Source organism: Enterobacter cloacae complex sp. 277I4 (assembly GCF_050031465.1).
Classification (GTDB): Bacteria; Pseudomonadota; Gammaproteobacteria; order Enterobacterales; family Enterobacteriaceae; genus Enterobacter; species Enterobacter cloacae.
This window is the reverse complement of the sequence record NZ_JBLGWC010000001.1, coordinates 3,627,993-3,643,834: the sequence shown is the minus strand read 5'-3', so window position 1 is coordinate 3,643,834 and position 15,842 is coordinate 3,627,993. Positions and strand designations below refer to the sequence as shown.

16 protein-coding genes and 5 tRNA genes are annotated in these 15,842 nt (G+C 53.9%); 8 read left to right on the top strand and 13 right to left on the bottom strand.

From position 1 onward, the window contains the following. Nucleotides 1-14 precede the first annotated feature (14 nt). Together cysM and pdxK are read left to right on the top strand one after the other, a co-directional pair. Nucleotides 15-926 (top strand): cysteine synthase CysM, encoded by a 912-nt coding sequence (gene cysM / locus ACQG19_RS17775; protein ID WP_013098201.1) that lies wholly within the window; start codon nucleotides 15-17, stop codon nucleotides 924-926. A 5-nt stretch (nucleotides 927-931) separates the two neighbouring features. Beyond that, nucleotides 932-1,768: a pyridoxine/pyridoxal/pyridoxamine kinase gene (gene pdxK, locus ACQG19_RS17770; RefSeq protein WP_048972563.1), complete on the top strand. Its 837-nt coding sequence runs from the start codon at nucleotides 932-934 to the stop codon at nucleotides 1,766-1,768. 44 nt (nucleotides 1,769-1,812) lie between these two features. On the opposite strand, the gene crr is transcribed toward pdxK, so the two are convergent. From crr to cysZ, 5 genes are all read right to left on the bottom strand, one after another. Next, a complete protein-coding gene (gene crr / locus ACQG19_RS17765; RefSeq protein ID WP_003861316.1) occupies nucleotides 1,813-2,322 on the bottom strand; it encodes a PTS glucose transporter subunit IIA in 510 nt (169 codons plus the stop codon). Between the two features lie 40 nt (nucleotides 2,323-2,362). Continuing rightward, nucleotides 2,363-4,090, bottom strand: coding sequence for a phosphoenolpyruvate-protein phosphotransferase PtsI (gene ptsI / locus ACQG19_RS17760; RefSeq protein ID WP_013098199.1), 1,728 nt, complete (start codon nucleotides 4,088-4,090; stop codon nucleotides 2,363-2,365). Between the two features lie 44 nt (nucleotides 4,091-4,134). Then, a complete protein-coding gene (gene ptsH, locus ACQG19_RS17755; RefSeq protein ID WP_000487600.1) occupies nucleotides 4,135-4,392 on the bottom strand; it encodes a phosphocarrier protein Hpr in 258 nt (85 codons plus the stop codon). A gap of 317 nt (nucleotides 4,393-4,709) precedes the next feature. After that, nucleotides 4,710-5,681, bottom strand: a complete 972-nt coding sequence (gene cysK / locus ACQG19_RS17750) for a cysteine synthase A (protein WP_029881759.1) — start codon at nucleotides 5,679-5,681, stop codon at nucleotides 4,710-4,712. A gap of 163 nt (nucleotides 5,682-5,844) precedes the next feature. Further along, complete coding sequence (gene cysZ / locus ACQG19_RS17745; protein ID WP_013098197.1) at nucleotides 5,845-6,606, bottom strand: sulfate transporter CysZ; 762 nt, start codon at nucleotides 6,604-6,606, stop codon at nucleotides 5,845-5,847. Between the two features lie 230 nt (nucleotides 6,607-6,836). Here cysZ and zipA point away from each other — a divergent pair, with 230 nt between their 5' ends. From zipA to ACQG19_RS17730, 3 genes are all read left to right on the top strand, one after another. Further along, complete coding sequence (zipA, locus tag ACQG19_RS17740; protein WP_023622070.1) at nucleotides 6,837-7,823, top strand: cell division protein ZipA; 987 nt, start codon at nucleotides 6,837-6,839, stop codon at nucleotides 7,821-7,823. Between the two features lie 69 nt (nucleotides 7,824-7,892). Then, nucleotides 7,893-9,908 carry an NAD-dependent DNA ligase LigA gene (gene ligA, locus ACQG19_RS17735; protein WP_246931973.1) on the top strand — a complete coding sequence of 672 codons (2,016 nt, stop codon included), beginning with the start codon at nucleotides 7,893-7,895 and terminating at the stop codon, nucleotides 9,906-9,908. A 1-nt stretch (nucleotide 9,909) separates the two neighbouring features. Then, nucleotides 9,910-10,125, top strand: a complete 216-nt coding sequence (locus tag ACQG19_RS17730; RefSeq protein WP_003861328.1) for a DUF3820 family protein — start codon at nucleotides 9,910-9,912, stop codon at nucleotides 10,123-10,125. Here the strand turns inward: ACQG19_RS17730 and ACQG19_RS17725 are convergent. Continuing rightward, nucleotides 10,122-11,117: a bile acid:sodium symporter family protein gene (locus tag ACQG19_RS17725; protein ID WP_029883927.1), complete on the bottom strand. Its 996-nt coding sequence runs from the start codon at nucleotides 11,115-11,117 to the stop codon at nucleotides 10,122-10,124. The genes ACQG19_RS17730 and ACQG19_RS17725 overlap by 4 nt on opposite strands. An 89-nt stretch (nucleotides 11,118-11,206) precedes the next feature. On the opposite strand from ACQG19_RS17725, the gene ACQG19_RS17720 reads away from it, so the two are divergent. Beyond that, a complete protein-coding gene (locus ACQG19_RS17720) occupies nucleotides 11,207-12,142 on the top strand; it encodes a LysR family transcriptional regulator (protein WP_013098193.1) in 936 nt (311 codons plus the stop codon). Here the strand turns inward: ACQG19_RS17720 and ACQG19_RS17715 are convergent. From ACQG19_RS17715 to ACQG19_RS17695, 5 genes are all read right to left on the bottom strand, one after another. Further along, nucleotides 12,139-12,480, bottom strand: coding sequence for a FlxA-like family protein (locus tag ACQG19_RS17715; protein WP_013098192.1), 342 nt, complete (start codon nucleotides 12,478-12,480; stop codon nucleotides 12,139-12,141). The two genes, ACQG19_RS17720 and ACQG19_RS17715, sit on opposite strands and share 4 nt — an antisense overlap. A gap of 180 nt (nucleotides 12,481-12,660) precedes the next feature. After that, nucleotides 12,661-12,736: transfer RNA gene (locus ACQG19_RS17710), tRNA-Lys, on the bottom strand. 4 nt (nucleotides 12,737-12,740) lie between these two features. Further along, nucleotides 12,741-12,816 (bottom strand) — tRNA-Val (locus ACQG19_RS17705). A gap of 29 nt (nucleotides 12,817-12,845) precedes the next feature. Further along, nucleotides 12,846-12,921 (bottom strand) — tRNA-Val (locus ACQG19_RS17700). Nucleotides 12,922-12,963: 42 nt separating this feature from the next. Beyond that, nucleotides 12,964-13,039 (bottom strand) — tRNA-Val (locus ACQG19_RS17695). Nucleotides 13,040-13,297: 258 nt separating this feature from the next. Here ACQG19_RS17695 and gltX point away from each other — a divergent pair. Beyond that, nucleotides 13,298-14,713: a glutamate--tRNA ligase gene (gene gltX / locus ACQG19_RS17690; RefSeq protein ID WP_038420306.1), complete on the top strand. Its 1,416-nt coding sequence runs from the start codon at nucleotides 13,298-13,300 to the stop codon at nucleotides 14,711-14,713. A 43-nt stretch (nucleotides 14,714-14,756) separates the two neighbouring features. Here the strand turns inward: gltX and ACQG19_RS17685 are convergent, their stop codons facing one another. Both ACQG19_RS17685 and ACQG19_RS17680 read right to left on the bottom strand, forming a co-directional pair. Then, nucleotides 14,757-15,152: a YfeC-like transcriptional regulator gene (locus tag ACQG19_RS17685; protein ID WP_013098190.1), complete on the bottom strand. Its 396-nt coding sequence runs from the start codon at nucleotides 15,150-15,152 to the stop codon at nucleotides 14,757-14,759. A 1-nt stretch (nucleotide 15,153) separates the two neighbouring features. Further along, complete coding sequence (locus ACQG19_RS17680) at nucleotides 15,154-15,516, bottom strand: YfeC-like transcriptional regulator (RefSeq protein ID WP_020690601.1); 363 nt, start codon at nucleotides 15,514-15,516, stop codon at nucleotides 15,154-15,156. Between the two features lie 217 nt (nucleotides 15,517-15,733). Here ACQG19_RS17680 and ACQG19_RS17675 point away from each other — a divergent pair. After that, nucleotides 15,734-15,809, top strand: a tRNA-Ala gene (locus tag ACQG19_RS17675). Nucleotides 15,810-15,842: the final 33 nt, after the last annotated feature.

The window sequence follows — 15,842 nt, the reverse complement described above, 5'->3', positions numbered from 1 at the left end:
ATTGAGTAAAAATCGTGAATACACTCGAACACACCATTGGCAACACTCCACTGGTCAAGCTTCAGCGCATGGGGCCTGACAACGGCAGCGAAATCTGGGTCAAACTCGAAGGCAATAACCCGGCGGGGTCAGTCAAAGACCGCGCGGCGCTGTCGATGATTGTCCAGGCTGAGAAGCGCGGTGAAATTAAGCCAGGCGACGTGCTCATTGAGGCCACCAGCGGGAATACCGGCATTGCGCTGGCGATGATTGCCGCGCTGAAAGGCTACCGCATGAAGCTGCTGATGCCGGACAACATGAGTCAGGAGCGCCGCGCCGCGATGCGGGCTTACGGTGCTGAACTGATACTGGTGACCAAAGAGCAGGGGATGGAAGGGGCGCGCGACCTGGCGCTGGCGATGGCTGAGCGCGGTGAAGGCAAACTGCTGGATCAGTTCAATAATCCGGATAATCCCTACGCCCACTATACGACCACTGGCCCGGAAATCTGGCAACAAACCGACGGGCGTATCACCCATTTTGTCTCCAGCATGGGCACCACCGGCACCATCACCGGCGTGTCGCGTTTTCTGCGCGAGCAGGAAAAACCGGTCGCCATTGTCGGCCTGCAGCCGGAAGAGGGGAGCAGCATTCCGGGTATTCGTCGCTGGCCTGCGGAATACATGCCGGGCATTTTTAATGCTCAGCTGGTGGATCAGGTGCTGGATATTCATCAGCGCGAGGCGGAAAATACCATGCGCGAGCTGGCGGTACGCGAAGGCATCTTCTGCGGGGTTAGCTCGGGTGGCGCGGTAGCAGGTGCGATGCGTGTGGCGCAGGAGAACCCTGGTGCAGTGGTGGTGGCGATTATCTGCGATCGCGGCGATCGTTATCTGTCTACCGGCGTCTTTGGCGAAGAGAGTTATTCGCAGGGGGCGGGGATTTAAGCGTCATGGAGATGATTTTATTCCGGGATAAGACCCGGGCGCAGCAAACCGATATTGTCGCGGTGCAGTCGCAGGTGGTGTACGGCAGCGTGGGGAACAGCATTGCGGTACCCAATATTCGTACCCACCGGCTTAACGTGACCGCCGTGCCGACGGTGCTGTTCAGCAACACGCCGCACTATGACACCTTTTACGGCGGGGTGATCCCCGATGAGTGGTTCAGCGGCTACCTGAAGGCGCTGGAAGAGCGCGAGATCCTGCGCGAGCTTAAGGCGGTCACCACGGGCTACATGGGCAGCGCCAGCCAGATTGTTCTGCTGGCGCAGTGGCTGAAGACGATCAAAGTGCAACACCCGGAGTTGCTGGTGCTGGTTGACCCGGTGATCGGGGATATCGACAGCGGTATGTACGTTAAACCTGATATTCCTGAGGCGTATCGTGAGCATCTGCTGCCGCTGGCGCAGGGCATTACGCCCAACGTATTCGAACTGGAAGTGTTAAGCGGTAAACCGTGCCGCACGCCAGAGAGCGCCATCGCCGCCGCGCAGGGGCTGCTTTCCGATACGCTGAAATGGGTGGCGATAACCAGTGCGCCAGTGGCCGACGACCCGCAGAATATTCACGTCGTGCTGGTGAGTAAAGAGGGCGTTACCGTAAGCGCGCACCCGCGCGTCGAGACGGATCTGAAAGGAACGGGCGATCTGTTCTGTTCAGAACTGGTCAGCGGTATCGTGGGGGGAAAAACCGTTGCTGACGCCATACGCATGGCAGGCGATCGGGTGACTGACGTCATGATCTATACGCAGTCGAAAGGTTACGACGAGCTTATCCTCCCCGCATAAACAAAAATGGCGCCCGAAGGCGCCATTTTTCTGTGCGGTAAGAATTACTTCTTGATGCGGATAACCGGGGTTTCACCCACGGTGACGCTGCCAGACAGTTTGATCAGCTCTTTGATTTCGTCCATGTTGGAGATAACAACCGGCGTCAGGGTAGACTTGGCTTTTTCTTCCAGCAGTGGCAGATCGAATTCAATCACCGGGTCGCCAACTTTAACACGCTGGCCTTCTTCTGCGATACGTTTGAAGCCTTCGCCTTTCAGTTCAACGGTGTCGATACCGAAGTGAACGAACAGTTCGATACCGCTATCAGATTCGATAGAGAACGCATGGTTGGTTTCAAAAATTTTACCGATGGTGCCGTCAACTGGAGCAACCATTTTGTTGCCAGTTGGTTTGATAGCAATGCCATCACCAACGATTTTCTCAGCAAACACTACATCCGGCACGTCTTCGATGTTGACGATCTCGCCGGAGAGCGGAGCAACAATCTCAATAGTTCCGGAGTCTTTCTTATCATCAGAAACCAGAGATTTCAGTTTATCGAACAAACCCATGATCTTCTCCTAAGCAGTAATTTGGGCCGCATCTCGTGGATTAGCAGATTGTTTTTTCTTCAATGAACTTGTTAACCAGCGTCATTAACTCGTCCGTTGTCGGTTGAGCAAGAGCCTGCTCTGCTAACACCTTCGCATCTTCGAAGTTCGTGTTACGGATAATCTTCTTAATGCGCGGGATGGAAATGGCGCTCATAGAGAATTCGTCCAGACCCATACCCAGCAACAGAAGTGTAGCACGTTCGTCGCCTGCAAGCTCACCACACATGCCAGTCCATTTACCTTCTGCATGAGAAGCATCAATAACTTGCTTGATCAAGTTCAGTACGGACGGTGACATTGGCTGGTAGAGATGTGAAATCATATCATTACCACGGTCAACTGCCAGGGTGTACTGCGTTAAATCATTGGTGCCGATACTAAAGAAATCAACTTCTTTGGCTAAATGACGCGCAATGGTCGCGGCTGCTGGTGTTTCCACCATTACGCCGATCTCAATTGACTCGTCAAATGCTTTACCTTCGTCACGCAGTTCCTGTTTGTAGATCTCGATCTCTTTCTTCAGTGCACGCACTTCTTCAACAGAGATGATCATCGGGAACATAATGCGCAGCTTACCGAAAGCAGAGGCACGCAGAATCGCACGCACCTGGTCACGCAGGATCTCTTTACGATCCATGGCGATACGCACTGCACGCCAGCCCAGGAATGGGTTCTCTTCTTTCGGGAAGTTCATATACGGCAGCTCTTTGTCGCCACCGATGTCCATGGTACGGACGATAACGGCCTGAGAGCCACAGGCTTCAGCCACCGCTTTGTACGCCGCAAACTGCTCTTCTTCAGTTGGCAGGGCGTCACGGTCCATGAACAGGAATTCAGTACGATACAGACCCACACCTTCCGCGCCATTGCGCTCAGCGCCATCGACGTCGCGTACGGTACCGATGTTAGCGCACACTTCTACCTGATGGCCGTCCAGCGTGATGGCTGGCAGGTCTTTCAGTTTAGCGAGTTCCGCTTTCTCGGTGGCAACCTGCTCCTGAACGGTACGCAGTTGCTCGATCACATCGTTAGTTGGGTTGACGTAAACCACGTTGTTTACGGCATCCAGAATCAGATAGTCGTCGTTTTTCACCTGAGTGGTGACGTTACCGGTACCCACGATGGCAGGCAGTTCCAGAGAACGCGCCATGATTGAGGTGTGGGAGGTACGGCCACCGGCGTCGGTGATGAAACCCAGCACCTTGTTCAGGTTCAGCTGTGCGGTTTCAGACGGGGTCAGATCAGCGGCAACCAGGATCACTTCGTCCTGAATCGCGCTCAGATCGATGATGGCCAGACCCAGGATGTTGCGCAGCAGGCGCTTACCGATGTCACGTACGTCAGCCGCACGCTCTTTCAGGTATTCATCGTCCAGCTCTTCCAGGGCAGATGCCTGACCTTCGATAACTTCATGCGCAGCCGCGTCGGCCGTCATGCCTTTATCTTTAATCAGGGCTATGATTTCCTGCTCCAGCTCCTCATCTTCGAGCAGCATGATGTGCCCTTCGAAGATAGCTTCTTTTTCTTCACCGAAAGTTTCGCCAGCTTTAGTTTTGATTGCTTCCAGTTGCGCAGATGCCTTGGCACGACCGCTCAGAAAACGTTCAACTTCCTGATCAACCTTGTCGGCAGAAATTTTTTTCCGGTCGATGACGATCTCGTCTTCTTTCAGCAGCAATGCTTTGCCGAAAGCGATACCCGGGGATGCTAAAATGCCTGAAATCATAACCCTACCTTACTTGTGACTGATATTTAAAAGAACCCGGAAACTTACTCGAGCTCAGCCATCAGTTTTACCAGATGCTCAACTGCTTTCTGCTCGTCTTCACCTTCAGCAGAGATAGTGACAACGGTGCCCTGAGTCAGGCCCAGAGTCTGCAGTTTGAACAGGCTTTTTGCGCTAGCGCTTTTGCCGTTGGAAGTCACAGTGATTTCAGAAGTGAAGCCTTTCGCTTCTTTAACAAACTGAGCAGCAGGGCGGGTGTGCAGACCGTTCGGAGCGGTAATGGTAACTTCTTGCTGGAACATTGTATTTCCCCAACTTATAGGTTTAGTGTTGTGGAACTAAAGTCTAGCCTGGCGACTGAACTTTAGCCTGTATTGTTAGCGCTGACGTTTCGATCGTCATTAAACATTATGCAGCGAAAGCAAGACTTGAACCAAATCATAAAATCGATTCAGCAAGGGTATTTCGTTCGCTGATTAATTTCACGCATCAAAATAATTGCTGGTTTAAATACCAGACCCAACGGGGTGAATCAATGCCAGGAGGGGTAAAACTTTGAAGCAGGCCACAAAAAAGCACCTAAAAAGGTGCTTTTTTACGCGTTATTAACATGCTGGCATTACTGTTGCAGTTCTTTCTCGGTAAACAGATCGGCAAACAGTGCAGTGCTTAAGTAACGCTCACCTGACGAAGGTAGGATAACCACAATATTCTTGTTGGTAAAGGACTCATCTTCCTGAAGTTTGAGCGCCGCCGCAACGGCCGCACCAGAAGAGATACCGGCCAGAATACCTTCTTCTTCCATCAGGCGGCGTGCCGTCGAGATGGCTTCTTCGTTCGTGATCGTGACGACTTTATCGATAAGCTTCAGATCCAGGTTACCCGGAATAAAGCCTGCGCCGATACCCTGAATCTTGTGCGGGCCCGGCTTGAGCTCTTCACCCGCCAGCGCCTGGGTGATTACCGGCGAGTCGGTCGGCTCAACGGCCACGGTGATCAGGTCTTTTTTACCTTTCGTGCCTTTAATATACCGTGACACACCGGTCAGCGTACCGCCGGTACCCACGCCGGAGATAAACACATCAACCTGGCCATCGGTATCTTCCCAGATTTCAGGCCCGGTGGTTTTCTCGTGGATTTCCGGGTTTGCCGGGTTGCTGAACTGCTGAAGCAGCAGGTATTTCGCCGGATCGCTGGCAACAATCTCTTCGGCTTTCTGAATGGCACCTTTCATGCCTTTCGCGCCTTCGGTCAACACCAGGTTTGCGCCCAGCGCTTTGAGCAGCTTGCGGCGTTCGATGCTCATGGTTTCAGGCATGGTCAGCGTCAGCTTATAGCCACGCGCCGCAGCCACATAGGCCAGCGCAATACCGGTGTTGCCGCTTGTAGGCTCCACCAGCTCAACGCCTGGCTTGAGCACGCCACGTTTTTCGGCATCCCAAATCATATTTGCACCGATACGGCATTTTACGCTGAAGCTCGGGTTGCGGGATTCGACCTTCGCCAGAATGCGTCCATTACCGATACGGTTCAGTCGAACCAGGGGCGTATGACCGATAGTCAGCGAGTTGTCTTCATAAATCTTACTCATGGCCTGTCCTTAACTGTATGAAATTGGGATACCGACCCAGCATACCTGCTAAGCAGGTAGGGGGAAGTAAGGAATTCGCATATCTATATACTGCAAGGAAATAATGGGGATCAGTATGGAATAAGGGATAGCATAAGCCATCCCTTGTTTACACATTTTTGCATTACTTCCATAACGCGTGCTTAGCACGGTAGCAGTCGACCCACATTGCCGTTGCGCCGCACACCGCAACGGGCATGATGAAAAGATTAAGGAAGGGGATCAAGGTGAACAGGCTGGTAAGCGCGCCAAACTGCATATTGGCCACTTTCTGCGTGCGCAGCGCGGTACGCATCTCTTTAAAGGGCACCTTGTGGTTATCAAACGGGTAGTCGCAGTACTGAATAGCCAGCATCCAGGCGCTGAACAGGAACCACAGCACAGGCGCCACCGTCTGGCCGATACCGGGCACCAGATAAAGGAGAAGCAGTACAATTGCACGGGGGAGATACCAGGCGAATTTTTGCCATTCGCGCTTCATGATGCGCGGAATATCTTTCATGATCCCCAGTACGCCCGTGTCCGGTGGCGTGGCACCTGTCAGACGCGCTTCGAGCTGTTCCGCCAGCAGGCCGTTAAACGGCGCCGCAATCCAGTTGGCAATCGTTGAGAAGAAATAGCCGAACACCAACAGCACAGAAATCACCGCGAGTGGCCACAGCAGATAGCTCAGCCACTGCAGCCAGTCAGGTACATAACTCATCATGGCCGGGACCCAGCTTTCAAGCTTCGTGAAAAGCCACCAGAAGGCGCCGCCCATAAGAATAATGTTGATCAGCAAGGGCAGAATGACGAAACGTCGAATACCCGGCAGGGAGACCAGTTTCCAGCCCTGAGAAAAATACCAGACGCCGCTGCGTGGGGGAGAAGATGATGTTGAAACCATAACCAGGCTGTACTCCTTTTTTCACAACCAGTGGAATTGCCCGCCTATATTATCCAGTTACGGACCAATGACCAGTTCGGAAATGTTCGAAAAAACAGCAAAAAGCACGATTTAGTTCATCTTTATGCTGTGAATGCTCTGCACACACTTGCACTTGACGTAAACGGCAAATACTCTTAGTGAGTAAATGTTTGCCGTGGTGGCAAGGTGTTAGAACAACAGAGAATATAATGATGCAGGATTTGCGTCTGATATTAATCATTGTTGGCGCGATCGCCATAATCGCTTTACTGGTACATGGTTTCTGGACCAGCCGTAAAGAGCGTTCTTCTATGTTTCGCGATCGCCCACTGAAGCGCATGAAGTCCAGTCGTGACGACGATGACAGTGAATATGACATCGACGATCGTGATGACGACGGCGTGGGTGAAGTTCGTGTTCATCGGGTCAATACTGCGCCCGGCGCGGCTCATGGGGAGCATGAAGCCCCCCGTACTGCGCAGCACCAGTATCAACCGCCGTATGCTTCTGCACAGCCGCGCCAGCCTGCGCCGCAGCCTGTGGAAGAGCCGGTGCGTCAGCCGCCGCAGCAGCCTGTTCAACAGCAGCCAGCTGCGCCGCAGCCGGTTCCACAGCAACCCGTGCAGCAGCCTGTACAACCGCAGCCTGCTCAGCCGGTGCAGCAACCGCCGCAACAGCCTGTTCAGGCGCAGCCTGCACCACAGCCAGCCCCGGCACCGCAGGTTGAGCCAGAGCCCGTTGTAGAGCCAGAACCGGTTGTTGAAAAACCGCAGCGTAAAGAAGCGGTGATCATCATGAACGTGGCCGCCCATCACGGCAGCCATCTGAACGGTGACGTGCTGCTTAACAGTATTCAACAGGCTGGCTTCAAGTTTGGCGACATGAATATTTTCCATCGCCACCTGAGCCCGGACGGTAGCGGCCCGGCGTTGTTTAGCCTGGCCAACATGGTTAACCCTGGCACCTTCGACCCTGAAATGACGGGCGATTTCGTGACGCCGGGCGTGACGATCTTTATGCAGGTTCCGTCTTACGGTGACGAACTGCAAAACTTTAAGCTGATGCTGCAGTCCGCTCAGCACATCGCTGACGAAGTCGGTGGTGTGGTGCTCGACGACCAGCGTCGCATGATGACGCCGCAGAAACTGCGCGAGTATCAGGACCGCATCCGCGAAGTTAAGGAAGCCAACGCGTAATCGACGCGTTTTCTTCAACTCCTCCTCAACCCCCGCCTGTCGGGGGTTTTTTCTCATTGATGGTGCGATATGGACTCAATCGAACAACAAATCACTGAACTGCGAACCACGCTTCGCCATCATGAATATCTTTATCATGTGATGGACGCACCGGAAGTGCCGGATGCGGAGTACGATCGCCTGATGCGTGAACTGCGCGATTTAGAGGCGCAGCACCCGGAGTTGATCACCCCGGACTCCCCAACCCAACGTGTCGGCGCTGAACCGCTAGGTGCGTTCAGCCAGGTACGTCATGAAGTGCCGATGCTCTCTCTGGATAACGTCTTCGATGAAGAGAGCTTTCTCGCCTTTAATAAGCGTGTGCAGGATCGACTCAAAAGCAGCGACGCCCTTACCTGGTGCTGTGAGCTGAAGCTGGATGGCCTGGCCGTCAGCATCCTCTACGAAAACGGCGTGCTGGTCCGTGCCGCAACGCGCGGTGATGGCACCACCGGGGAAGACATCACCACCAACGTGCGTACCATCCGCGCGATCCCGCTGAAGTTGCACGGCGACAATATTCCTGCTCGTCTGGAAGTGCGCGGTGAAGTTTTCCTGCCGCAGGCGGGCTTCGAGAAAATCAACGAAGAGGCGCGTCGCACCGGTGGGAAGGTGTTTGCGAACCCGCGCAACGCGGCGGCAGGCTCTTTACGCCAGCTGGACCCGCGTATTACCGCGAAGCGACCGCTTACTTTCTTCTGCTATGGCGTCGGTATTCTGGAAGGAGGGGAGCTGCCGGACACCCACCTCGGGCGTTTGCTGCAGTTTAAAGCGTGGGGCTTGCCGGTCAGCAACCGCGTGCAGCTTTGCGACTCACCGGAGGCGGTTCTTGCGTTTTATCGCAAGGTTGAAGAAGACCGCCCGACGCTCGGTTTTGATATCGATGGTGTGGTGATCAAGGTTAACTCGCTTGCGCTTCAGGAGCAGCTAGGCTTTGTGGCGCGAGCACCGCGCTGGGCTGTGGCGTTTAAATTCCCGGCCCAGGAGCAGATGACCTTTGTCCGCGATGTGGAGTTCCAGGTGGGCCGTACCGGAGCCATCACGCCGGTTGCGCGTCTGGAGCCGGTGCACGTGGCCGGTGTGCTGGTGAGCAACGCCACGCTGCATAACGCGGATGAAATCGATCGTCTTGGCCTGCGTATTGGTGACAAAGTGGTGATTCGCCGGGCGGGAGATGTGATCCCGCAAGTGGTCAACGTGGTTCAGTCAGAACGCCCTGATGATACGCGCGCCATCGTGTTTCCGACGCATTGCCCGGTATGTGGCTCAGACGTAGAGCGTGTGGAAGGCGAAGCGGTGGCTCGCTGTACCGGGGGATTAATCTGTGGCGCGCAGCGTAAAGAGTCACTCAAGCATTTCGTTTCCCGACGGGCAATGGACGTTGACGGCATGGGCGACAAAATTATCGATCAGCTGGTTGAGAAAGAGTATGTCCATACGCCTGCGGATCTTTTCAAACTGACGGCGGGTAAGCTGACCGGTCTTGACCGCATGGGGCCGAAGTCGGCTCAGAATGTGGTGAATGCGCTGGAAGCCGCCAAAGAGACCACGTTTGCCCGTTTCCTCTATGCGCTTGGTATTCGTGAGGTGGGTGAAGCCACCGCAGCAGGTCTGGCGGCGTACTTTGGCACGCTGGACGCGCTGGAGCAAGCGAGCATTGAGGAGCTGCAAAAAGTGCCTGATGTCGGCATTGTGGTGGCCACGCACGTCTTTAACTTCTTTGCCGAAGAGAGCAACCGCGACGTCATCGGCAAACTGCTGGAGCAGGGCATTAAATGGCCTGCGCCGGTCGTCGTCAATGCCGAAGAGATCGACAGCCCGTTTGCCGGTAAAACGGTAGTACTGACCGGCAGTCTCAGCCAGCTTTCACGGGATGATGCGAAGGCGCGTCTGGTGGCGCTGGGGGCAAAAGTGGCGGGCAGCGTGTCGAAGAAAACGGATCTGGTGATCGCCGGGGAAGCCGCCGGTTCCAAGCTTGCAAAAGCGCAGGAGCTCGGGATTGAGGTAATCGATGAAGCAGAAATGATGCGTCTGCTGGGAGAGTAACGTGGAAAAAGAGCAGCTCGTCGAGATCGCCAATACAGAGATGCCGTTCGGTAAATATAAGGGCCGCAGGCTGATTGATTTGCCGGAAGAGTACCTTCTGTGGTTTGCCCGAAAGGATGAATTCCCGGCGGGACGACTGGGTGAGCTGATGGCCATCACGCTACTGATTAAAACCGAGGGGCTGACCCAGCTGGTTCAGCCCCTGAAACGTCCTTAAGCCTTCGCGGCGCGGGTCTCTTCCTGCGCCAGTTTTTCCGTCTGACGCTTGTAACGACGCGCCAGTACCGCACAGACCATCAGCTGGATCTGATGGAAAATCATCAGCGGCAGTACCATCATCCCAATCACTGAGGTCGGGAACAGAATGTTGGCCATCGGGATGCCGTTTGCCAGGCTTTTCTTCGAGCCGCAGAACACAATGGTGATTTCGTCTGCTTTGTTGAAGCCACATTTGCGTGCCACAAAGACGTTTACCGCAATGACAATCGCCAGCAGGACGATACTGACCACCACGATAAACAGCAGCGAGCCTGCGCCCACCTTATGCCAGATACCATTCACCACGGCTTCGCTGAAGGCGGAGTAAACCACCAGCAGGATCGACGTCTGATCGGTTTTTGAGATCCATTTCTTGTGCTTCGCCACAAACGCCCCCGTCCACGGACGAGAAAGATGACCAAGGACAAATGGCAGAAGCAGCTGCAGACAGATTTTCCCGACCTGCTCCAGATTACCGCCTGCACCGTGCATATTCATCAGCAGGCCAACCAGCAGCGGCGAGACGAAAATCCCTAACAGGCTTGATGCCGATGCCGAGCAGACAGCGGCCGCGACGTTGCCGCCTGCCAGCGAAGTAAAGGCAATCGCGGACTGGACGGTGGCTGGCAAAATACAGAGGTAGAGGAAACCGGTATAGAGCGCCGGGTCAACATTGACCGGAGCCCACCACGCAAACAGCACGCCGAGTATTGGGAAAAGAATAAAGGTGCTGCACATGACCCACAGGTGGAGTCGCCAGTGGCTTCCCCCTGCGATAATGGCTTCGCGGGAGAGTTTGGCGCCGTGCATAAAGAACAGCAGCGCGATGGCCGCGGTGGTGAGTCCTTCAAAGAATGGCACAAAACCGCCGCGCGCGGGGAAGAAGGAGGCCAGTAAAACAGTGACGACCAGGGTAAGTGTAAACGGATCAAGAATACGAAATAGTTTCATAATGACTCCTGAAAACAGATGTCGCTATTGTGCTTTGTTCCCTTTGAGAAATAAAATTGATTTATTGCATCTATTCATGAATTAAACAGATGAATTATTCCTTACGTCAGCTTCGCGTTTTTGTCACCGTGGCCCATGCCCGCAGCTTCAGCCGGGCAGGGGAGATCATTGGCCTGAGCCAGTCGGCCGTCAGCCACAGTGTGAAAGAACTGGAACTCCAGACAGGTGTGCGTCTACTCGACCGCACCACGCGTGAAGTGGTATTAACCGAAGCCGGACAGCAGCTGGCACTGCGACTGGAGCGGTTACTGGATGAACTGAACAGCACGCTCAGGGATGTCGGGAGACTGGGGCAGCAGCTTTCTGGCACCGTACGGGTGGCAGCAAGCCAGACGATTTCGGCGCATCTTATTCCGCAGTGTATTGCTGAGGGTAACCAGCGCTATCCGGATATCGATTTTGTGCTGCACGACAGGCCGCAACAGTGGGTGCTGGAGAGCATCCGCCAGGGCGATGTGGATTTTGGCATCGTCATCGATCCCGGCCAGGTGAGTGACCTGGAGTGTGAGATTGTGCTTTCTGAGCCTTTTTTGCTGCTCTGTCGGGACGACGATCCGCTGGCAATGCTGCCTCATGTTAGCTGGCAGACGCTGCAGGGCGCGAAACTGGTTTTACAGGATTATGCATCGGGCAGCCGTCCGTTGATTGACTCCGCGCTGAATGCTCAGGGGGTAAAAGCAACCATCGTGCAGGAGATTGGTCACCCGGCTACGCTGTTTCCTATGGTTGAGGCAGGCATTGGGATCAGCGTATTGCCTGCCCTGGCACTGCCGTTGCCACAGGGGAGCCGGCTGGCTGTAAGACGGTTGACCCCGGTGGTTGACAGAAAGCTGATGCTGGTTCGACGAAAAAATCGTTCTCTTTCGGGGGCGGCACAGGCTATCTGGGAAGTGGTGCGTATCCAGGCGCAACGGTTAACCGAAGCCCGCATACGCGACCCACTGTTTAATGCTGCAGATGATTAGATGTAAATATCGATCTGATTGACATCTGATGGGTTGTTTACCCCTTCCACTTTGCCCTGCTTCTGATCTTGTTTCTTCTGGGCCTCTTCCGCCTGCTGGCGCAATAGTTGTGCAAGCTGTGTCTGCAGCACTTTAAGCTGTGCCTGAATGAGCTCCTGCTGTTTTTTCTTCTCTTCCGGGCTGCCGGCACTCTCTGGCAGCTCTTTTAGCTGTTGAGTCAGTTTGGTGATTTGCTCCGTGATGCGGCTGATTTGGGCAGCAATATCGTTGCCACTGGAAGCACTCCCACCACTGTTACTGGTTTGAATAGGGTGGGTTGATGTCTGAATGGTCGTCATAGTCTTTCCTCTTACCATAAAACAGAGATATCGGCACCGATGGTGGGAGCTTGAGGAAAACTGCTATATCTGGCAGGGCGTTAGGCTGGCTGGAGCGGCTACAGGAAGTTTCTGTGCAAAAGATTCGAACCGTCCATATCGCAGATAGCAAAAAAGCGCCTTTAGGGCGCTTTTTTACATTGGTGGGTCGTGCAGGATTCGAACCTGCGACCAATTGATTAAAAGTCAACTGCTCTACCAACTGAGCTAACGACCCGAAATGGTGGGCGATGACGGGCTCGAACCGCCGACCCCCTCCGTGTAAAGGAGATGCTCTACCAACTGAGCTAATCGCCCATTTCGGAACTACTGCGATAAGGTGAGAATGGTGGGCGATGACGGGCTCGAACCGCCGACCCCCTCCGTGTAAAGGAGATGCTCTACCAACTGAGCTAATCGCCCAATCTCAATACTTATCTACACTGCGAGTCTACGTGAAGTAGATGGTGGGTGATGACGGGCTCGAACCGCCGACCCCCTCCGTGTAAAGGAGATGCTCTACCAACTGAGCTAATCACCCCCGCTGTGTGGAGTCGCATTATAGGGAGAGTTGAAAATGAGTCAACGCATTTTCTAAAGTTTTTATTCGTTCGTCGTAAAATTAAACAAAACGATCGTGAAATGGGCTGTGGCGCATGATTTCTAAACAAAAACAGCAAACTCGGTCACGATAAAGGGATCGACATTGAGGAATCGCCGCACAGTGATAGAATATTGCCCATCGTTTTTTCCCCAGGATTTGCCGATTGCCGGCATCTTTATAACGTAAGGCCATTTCATGAAAATCAAAACTCGCTTCGCGCCCAGCCCGACAGGCTACCTGCACGTCGGTGGTGCACGTACTGCTCTCTATTCCTGGCTTTTTGCACGCCACAACAAAGGTGAGTTCGTGCTGCGTATTGAAGACACCGATCTCGAGCGCTCCACGCCGGAAGCAATTGAAGCCATTATGGATGGGATGAACTGGCTGAATCTGCAGTGGGATGAAGGTCCTTACTTCCAGACCAAACGTTTTGACCGTTATAACGCGGTAATTGACGAGATGCTGGTCGCGGGTACGGCATACAAATGCTATTGCTCTAAAGAGCGCCTGGATGCGCTACGTGAAGAGCAGATGGCGAACGGCGAAAAGCCTCGTTACGACGGCCGCTGCCGCCATGACCACAGCGAGCATGCCGCTGATGAACCTTGCGTGGTGCGTTTTGCTAACCCACAGGACGGCTCTGTTATTTTTGACGACCAGATCCGTGGCCCAATCGAATTCAGCAACCAGGAGCTGGACGATCTGATCATCCGCCGTACCGACGGTTCTCCAACCTATAACTTCTGCGTGGTGGTTGACGACTGGGACATGGAAATCACCCACGTTATCCGTGGCGAAGACCATATCAATAACACCCCGCGCCAGATCAACATCCTGAAAGCGTTAAATGCCCCTGTTCCGGTCTATGCGCACGTTTCAATGATCAACGGTGACGACGGTAAAAAGCTGTCTAAACGTCACGGTGCGGTCAGCGTTATGCAGTATCGCGACGACGGCTATCTGCCGGAAGCGCTGCTGAACTACCTGGTGCGTCTGGGCTGGGCTCATGGTGATCAGGAAATTTTCAGCCGCGAAGAGATGATCGATCTGTTCTCTCTGAACTCTGTGAGCAAATCCGCCAGTGCATTTAACACTGACAAGCTGCTGTGGCTGAACCACCACTACATCAATACCATGCCGCCGGAATATGTGGCGACTTACCTGCAGTGGCACATTGAGCAGGCCAATATTGATACCCGTACTGGCCCTGAGCTGGCGGACCTGGTGAAACTGCTCGGCGAGCGTTGCAAAACGCTGAAAGAGATCGCCGAAAGCTGCCGCTATTTCTATGAAGAGTTTGATGAGTTCGATGCGGATGCCGCGAAGAAACATCTGCGTCCTGTTGCGCGTCAGCCGCTGGAAGTGGTACGTGACAAACTGGCTGCCCTCACTGAGTGGACCGCCGAGAATGTGCATCATGCGATTCAGGCTACCGCTGACGAACTGGAAGTCGGTATGGGTAAAGTAGGTATGCCACTGCGCGTAGCGGTGACCGGTGCGGGTCAGTCTCCGGCGCTGGATGTTACCGTTCACGCGATCGGTAAGTCTCGCAGCGTGGCGCGCATTAACAAGGCTCTGGGATTTATTGCTGAACGTGAAAACCAGCAGTAAAACAGCCTGAGATGCAAAAACGGCAGGGTAACCTGCCGTTTTTTTATGCGTGTAATTCAGCAATACCCAGGCGCGTAAGAAAACCACTGATGCCTTCGCGTTTTAGCAACACGTGCAGTCGTTCCTGTTCCAGCTGCGTCATGTTTTCAAGTGTGTCGACAATCTGCACGAGCAGATTCGACGACGCAGGATCGCCGTAGGGCATCGTTGCTTCTGCCAGGTGGTAAACCGCCTGACGGTTGCGAATGGCAGGGAGGTTCATGATATGCTCCTTCACCCGAGCATCAATGTGGATCAGCCGCGCCCGTCCCCCTTTCACGCCATTGATCCCTTCGGTTTTCCAGCCCTGCTGACGAATCCAGCGGTTAACGGTTTGCCGGGCAACACCCAGGCTGTTCGCCAGCTCTTCCGTGGTCATTTTGCTGCGTAATCTTTTCATATCAGTTATGGTCGCGAATCCCTAAACGTTGCAACAATCCGGTAATCCCTTCCCGCAGTAACAGCGATGTCATCTGCTTTTGCTCTTCCGGCGTCATTTCATTCGCCAGCGTCAGAAGTAATGTGTGCAGAGAACCGTTTTGCAACGCATTTTCCGGCATATCTGCGGTTTCCGTTGCCCGGCGCGCGCTGCGGATAAAGTCACGCACTTTCTCGTTCACATGTACCAGGCGCGCTTTCCCGCCCTGAACTCCCGGTTTTGGCGATGTAATCCAACCCTCTTTGCGTACCCATTTATTGATGGTCTGGCGGCTATAGCCAGTGAGGAGGGCTAACTCTTCTGGCGTCATTCGTTCCTTGATCATACAATTTCCTGAATATTTGTGGGGTCAATTAACGGTTCATTTTATAGCACCGTTTTAGGTGAAAACGTGACAGGCTTAACTCCTGACTGCGAGGCGGCTCGCAAAGTGGTTCATTTGCATGATTTTTCGGCGATTGAACGGCAGTGATTGATTTTGCCGTTGACACTCCGCAGCGGAATTCATATTATGCCGCCCGTCAACATGACAGCTTTACGATGGGGCTATAGCTCAGCTGGGAGAGCGCTTGCATGGCATGCAAGAGGTCAGCGGTTCGATCCCGCTTAGCTCCACCAAACTCTGAACCCAACAGAGTAGGGTAAGTAAAG